This window comes from Mesorhizobium sp. M4A.F.Ca.ET.090.04.2.1, from assembly GCF_003999085.1.
Classification (GTDB): Bacteria; Pseudomonadota; Alphaproteobacteria; order Rhizobiales; family Rhizobiaceae; genus Mesorhizobium.
Window position 1 is genome coordinate 1 of record NZ_RZOT01000378.1, and the last position, 5,986, is coordinate 5,986.

Genomic DNA, 5,986 nt, shown 5'->3' on the forward strand with positions numbered 1-5,986 from the left:
GCGACGCCGATCGGGCTGCCGCCATAGGTGCCGCCAAGTCCGCCAGGGCCGGGCGCATCCATGATCTCGGCGCGTCCAGTGACCGCCGACAGCGGGAAGCCACCGGCCAGGCTCTTGGCCATGGTGGTAAGGTCGGGCGCGACGTCATGATGCTCCATGGCGAACATCTTGCCGGTGCGGGCAAAGCCGGTCTGCACCTCGTCGGCGATCAGCAAAATGCCATGCTGGTCGCAGACCTTGCGCAGCGCAGTCATGAAATCGCGCGGCGCCTCATAGAAGCCGCCCTCGCCCTGCACCGGTTCGACGATGATGGCGGCGACGCGGGCGGGATCGACGTCGGCCTTGAACAGCCTGTCGAGGGCGGCGAGCGAATCGGCGACCGTTACGCCATGCAGCGCCACCGGGAACGGCGCGTGGAAGACATCGGCCGGCATGGCGCCGAAGCCGACCTTATAGGGCACCACCTTGCCGGTCAGCGCCATGCCCATGAAGGTGCGGCCGTGGAAGCCGCCGGAAAAGGCGATGACGGCCGGGCGGCCGGTGGCGTTGCGGGCAATCTTGACGGCGTTCTCCACCGCCTCTGCGCCGGTGGTGACGAAGATCGTCTTCTTGTCGAACTTGCCGGGCAGCAGGCCATTCAGACGCTCGGCCAGCCTGACATAGCTCTCATAGGGCACGACCTGATGGCAGGTGTGGGTGAAGCGATCGAGTTGCGCCTTGACCGCCTCGATCACCTTGGGATGGCGGTGGCCGGTGTTGACGACGGCGATGCCGGACGCGAAGTCGATGTAGCGGCGGCCCTCGACATCCCAGATTTCCGAGTTCTCGGCGCGATCGGCATAGATCTGCGTGGTCATGCCGACGCCGCGCGAGATCGACTGGTTCTTGCGTTCGGAAATGGCTGAATTCTTCATCTCGTCCCTCATCGGGCCATCCCTCATCGAGATAGGGGCCCGTTCTCGTTTGATGCCGTTGAAATCCGTTCTGGCCCCATTTCAGCTTTTCCTCAAGCCCACACCAGTGCCGGTCGATTGGGCCTGCCGTCACGCGGTTCCCCTAATTTGACCAGTCCGCCCATACGCGTACGACAGAGGTTTCCTTTTTGGGGGGATCGATTATCCTCGCGATTGTCCGCGGCATCCGTCGCAGGGAGCGGCCCGCGCGGTTGAGGGAACCATGAGCAGGAACGCGACACCTTCCGCCCCGACGCTTCCGGTCAACGCCTTCAATCTGTTGTCTTTTCCTGGCTCCACGATGCTCGTCTGCGCCTTGGCGGGACTGGCGCTCGCCGGGTGCCAGAAACAAGAGGCGGCGGCAAAGAAGTTGCCGATCATGGTGCGCGCCGAAACGGTCAGGATCGCCGACTACGCGCCACGGACCTCGCTGACCGGCGTGATCGCCGCGCGCACGCTGAACAACCTATCTTTCCGGGTCGGCGGCCGGATCGCCGAGCGGCTCGTCGATGTCGGCCAGCATGTCGACAAGGACGCGGTGCTGGCCCGCATCGATCCGCAGGAGCAGGAATCCGACCTGCGCTCGGCACAGGCCGACCTCGATGCGGCGCAGGCGCAGTTGACGCAGGCCGCCGCAGCCTTCGAGCGCCAGAAGATCTTGCTCGGCCAGGGTTTCACCACGCGACGCGACTATGACACGGCGGATCAGACGCTTAAGGTGGCGCAAGGCAGCGTCAATGCCGCGCAAAGCGCGTTCGCGAATGCCAAGGAGAACTTGTCCTTCACCGAGCTCAAGGCCGGTGCGGCGGGCTTCATCACCGCCCGCCAGGTCGAAGCCGGGCAAGTGGTGCAGGCGGCGCAGACCGTCTTCACCATCGCCGAGGACGGCGATCGCGACGCGGTGTTCAACGTCCAGGAAACGCTGGTCGCGCGGACGCCGCAAACGCCGGCGGTGACGATCACGCTCTTGTCCGACCCGCAGGTCAGGGCGATGGGCAAGGTGCGCGAGATCTCGCCGGCGGTCGATCCGGCTTCGGGATCGATCCGGGTCAAGGTCGCCATTCCCGACACGCCCGCCGCCATGCCGCTGGGCGCGGCCGTGATCGGCTCGGCCAGCGCCAAGCCGATCAAGGCGATCCTGCTGCCCTGGCAGGCGCTGACCTCGACTGACGGCAAGCCGGCGGTCTGGGTGGTAGACCCATCGAGCAAGGCGGCTGCGACGACACCGGTCGAGGTGCTGGCCTATGATTCCGGCGTGGTCGTCATCAGCAGAGGGCTGGAGGCCGGCCAGAGCGTCGTCACCAATGGCGGCCAGTTGCTCAGCCCCGGACAGGCGATCGAGATCGCGGGAGCAGGCCAATGAAAAGGCTGCCGCGCATGCTTGTGCCCGCCCTGCTGTTGCTTGCGCCGCTTGCCGGCTGTTCGCAATCGGAAGACAAGCCGCCGGAGATCATCCGGCCGGTGCTGTCGGTGGTGATCGAGCCGCGCACCATCCAGACCTTCGGCTTCGCCGGCTCGATCGAGCCGCAAGTCAGCGCCGACCTCTCCTTCCGCCTGCTCGGCCGTGTCGTCGCCCGCGACGTCAAGGTCGGCGACATCGTCACCAAGGGCACGACGATCGCAGCCCTCGACCCGACGGCGCTGGAGCTTGCGGTGCAGGCGGCCAAGGCCGAGCTTTCCAACGCCGAGGCGCAGTTCGCCAACGCCGCCGCCAGCGAGGAGCGCCAGCGCCAGCTGCTGGCCGCCGCCAACACCACCCAGGCCGTCTTCGATGCCGCGCAGCAGGCGCGCAAAGCGGCCGAGGCCGGCGTCGAGCGGGCCAAGGCCTCGCTTGCCAAATCGCAGGAGCAGCTCGGCTATGCGCGCCTGTTCTCGGATTTCGACGGCGTCGTTACCGCCGTCGGCGCCGAGGTCGGCCAGACCGTGTCGCCCGGCCAGACGGTGGTCACCGTGGCGCGCTCGGACCTGCGCGAGGCGGTGGTAGACATCCCCGACCGGCTCACCGGCGATCTCGCCGCCGGCACGCCGTTCCAGGTCATCCTGCAATCGCTGCCGACCATCCAGACCGAGGCCAAGCTGCGCGAGATGGCGCCGCAGGCCGAGGGCTCGACCCGCACCCGCCGTGTCCGGCTGACGCTCACCGACCCGCCGATAGCGTTCCGGCTCGGCTCGACGGTGACGGCGACGCGCATGACCAAGGTCACGCCGACGATCGAACTGCCGCTATCGGCGCTGCTCGAGAAGGACGGGGCCGCCAAGGTCTGGATCGTCGACCCGAAGACGTCGAGCGTCAGCGCGCACGAGGTGAAGGTGGCCGCCAAAAGCGCCGCCACCTTCACCGTCACCGAAGGGCTCGAGGCTGGCATGCGCGTCGTCACCGCGGGCGTCCACAGCCTCACCGAGGGTCAGCAGGTCAAGCTACAAGAAGGGGGAGCCATATGAAGGGCTTCAACCTCTCCGACTGGGCGCTCAACCATCGCTCGCTGGTGTGGTACTTCATGCTGGTCTTCGTCGCGGCCGGCGTGTCTGCCTATCTGAACCTCGGCCGCGAGGAAGACCCCGCCTTCACCATCAAGACCATGCTGATCCAGGCCAATTGGCCGGGCGCCTCCGTCAACGAGACGGTAACGCAAGTGACGGATCGCATCGAGAAGAAGCTCGAGGAGCTCGACAGCCTCGACTACACCAAATCCGTCACCACCGCCGGCAAGACCGTCATCTTCGTCAACCTGAAGGACACCACCAAGGCGCGCGATGTCGTGCCGACGTGGATTCAGGTGCGCAACATGGTCAACGACATCTGGTCGCAGTTCCCGCAAGGCGTGGTCGGGCCGTTCTTCAACGACCGTTTCGGCGACGTTTACGGCAACATCTACGCCTTCACCGCCGACGGGCTGACGCCGCGCCAGCTGCGCGACTATGTCGAGGATGTCCGCACCAAGATCCTGACCGTGCCGAACGCCGGCAAGGTCGACCTTGTCGGCGCCCAGGACGAGGCGATCTACCTCGAATTCTCGACCCGCCAGATCGCAGCACTCGGCCTCAACCAGCAGGCGATCGTGGCCAGCCTGCAGGCGCAGAACGCGATCACGCCGTCCGGCGTCATCCAGTCCGGACCGGAGCGCATCAGCGTGCGCGTGGGCGGCCAGTTCACCTCGGAAGAGAGCCTGCGCGCCATCAACCTGCGCGTCAACGACCGCTTCTTCCGGCTGAGCGACGTGGCGACGATCAGGCGCGGCTATGTCGACCCGCCGACGTCGCTGTTCCGCTTCAACGGCCAGGATGCCATCGCGCTCGCCATCGGCATGAAGCCCAACGCCAATCTGCTGCAGTTCGGCGAGGCCTTGCACGAGGAGATGAACAAGGTGCTGGCCGACCTGCCGGTCGGCGTCGGCGTGCATCTGGTCGCCGACCAACCGGTGATCGTCGAGGAAGCGGTATCGGGCTTCACCCGCGCCCTGTTCGAGGCGGTGGCCATCGTGCTTGCCGTGTCTTTCATCAGCCTCGGCATGCGCGCCGGCTTCGTCGTGGCGCTGTCGATCCCGCTGGTACTCGCCATCACCTTCACCGTCATGGCCTATCTCGGCATCTCGCTGCAGCGCATCTCGCTGGGCGCGCTGATCATCGCGCTCGGCCTGCTGGTCGACGACGCCATGATCGCGGTCGAGATGATGGTGGCGCGGCTGGAGGTCGGCGACAACCTGCGCAAGGCGGCGACCTACGTCTACACCTCGACCGCCTTCCCGATGCTGACCGGCACGCTGGTGACGGTCGCCGGCTTCATCCCGATCGGCCTCAACAACAGCGCCGCCGGCGAATACACCTTCACGCTGTTCGTCGTCATCGCCGTGTCGCTGCTGGTGTCATGGATCGTGGCGGTGCTGTTCGCGCCACTGCTCGGCGTCACCATCCTGCCGGCGACGATGAAGGCCAAGCATCATGACCAGCCCGGACGCTTCACCTCGCTGTTCCGGCGCGTGCTGGTCCTTTCGGTGCGCCGGCACTGGCTGACCATCATCGCGACGGTGCTGCTGTTTGCCGCCTCCATCGCCGGTTTCGGCCTCGTCCAGCAGCAGTTCTTCCCGCCGTCCGACCGGCCGGAGCTGATCGTCGACTGGAACCTGCCGCAGAATTCGTCGATCACCGAGACGCGCGACCAGATGGAGCGCTTCGAAGGGCGCGCGCTGGTCGGCAATCCCGATATCGACCATTTCTCATCCTATATCGGCCAGGGCGCGGTGCGCTTCCTGCTGGCTTATGACGTGCAGCCGGCCAATCCCTATTTCGGCCAGACGGTCATCGTCACCAAGAGCATCGAGGCGCGAAACCGGGTCAAGCCGGCGCTGGAAAAGCTGCTGCGCGAGGAGTTCGTCGGCACCGATGCCTTCGTCAAGCCGCTTGAGCTCGGGCCGCCTGTCGGGCGCCCGGTGCAGTACCGTGTCGGCGGTCCCGACATCCAGACGGTGCGGGACCTGGCGCAGGAGTTCGCCGGCATCATCTCCGCCAACCCGCAGCTGGCGGCGCCCACTTTCGACTGGAACGAGCCGCAGCGTGTGCTCAGGGTCGACGTGCTGCAGGACAAGGCGCGCCAGCTCGGCATCACCTCCTCCGACATCGCCAGCGCGCTGAACAGCACGGTCGGCGGCGCCACCATCACCCAGCTGCGCGACGCCACCTATCTGATCGATGTCGTGGCGCGCTCGCGCGAGGCCGATCGCAGCTCGGTCGCAACGCTCCAGAACATGCAATTGCCAACCGGGACCGGCGATGCCATCCCGCTCGCCGCGGTCGCCAACATACGCTACGAGCTCGAGCAGCCGACGGTCTGGCGGCGCGACCGGATACCGACCATCACCGTGCGCGCCGGTCTGGTCGGCGACGTGCTGCCGGCCACTGTCGTCAACGAGCTGAAGCCGTCGGTCGACGCCTTCATCGCCAAGCTGCCGCCGGGCTATTCGGTCGAAACCGCGGGCTCGGTCGAGGAAAGCGCCAAGAGCCAGGGGCCGATCGCGGCCGTCGTGCCGTTGATGCTG

Annotated in this window: 4 protein-coding genes; 3 read left to right on the forward strand and 1 reads right to left on the reverse strand. The window is 66.6% G+C overall.

Translation table 11 applies throughout. The annotated features are described in order from the left end of the window. Positions 1–914: aminotransferase class III-fold pyridoxal phosphate-dependent enzyme (locus EN781_RS23210; protein ID WP_127400365.1), on the reverse strand; the 914-nt coding region annotated here is incomplete at its 3' end. A 262-nt stretch (positions 915–1,176) separates the two neighbouring features. Between EN781_RS23210 and EN781_RS23215 the strand changes: the two genes are divergently transcribed. From EN781_RS23215 to EN781_RS23225, 3 genes are all read left to right on the forward strand, one after another. Further along, the gene (locus tag EN781_RS23215) at positions 1,177–2,316 is read left to right on the forward strand and encodes an efflux RND transporter periplasmic adaptor subunit (RefSeq protein WP_126056689.1); all 1,140 of its coding nucleotides are present in this window, start codon (positions 1,177–1,179) and stop codon (positions 2,314–2,316) included. After that, a complete protein-coding gene (locus EN781_RS23220) occupies positions 2,313–3,395 on the forward strand; it encodes an efflux RND transporter periplasmic adaptor subunit (protein WP_126056690.1) in 1,083 nt (360 codons plus the stop codon). The genes EN781_RS23215 and EN781_RS23220 overlap by 4 nt, the downstream gene beginning before the upstream one ends. Further along, on the forward strand, positions 3,392–5,986 hold a 2,595-nt coding region (locus tag EN781_RS23225; protein ID WP_145965590.1), incomplete at its 3' end, for an efflux RND transporter permease subunit. The genes EN781_RS23220 and EN781_RS23225, both read left to right, overlap by 4 nt.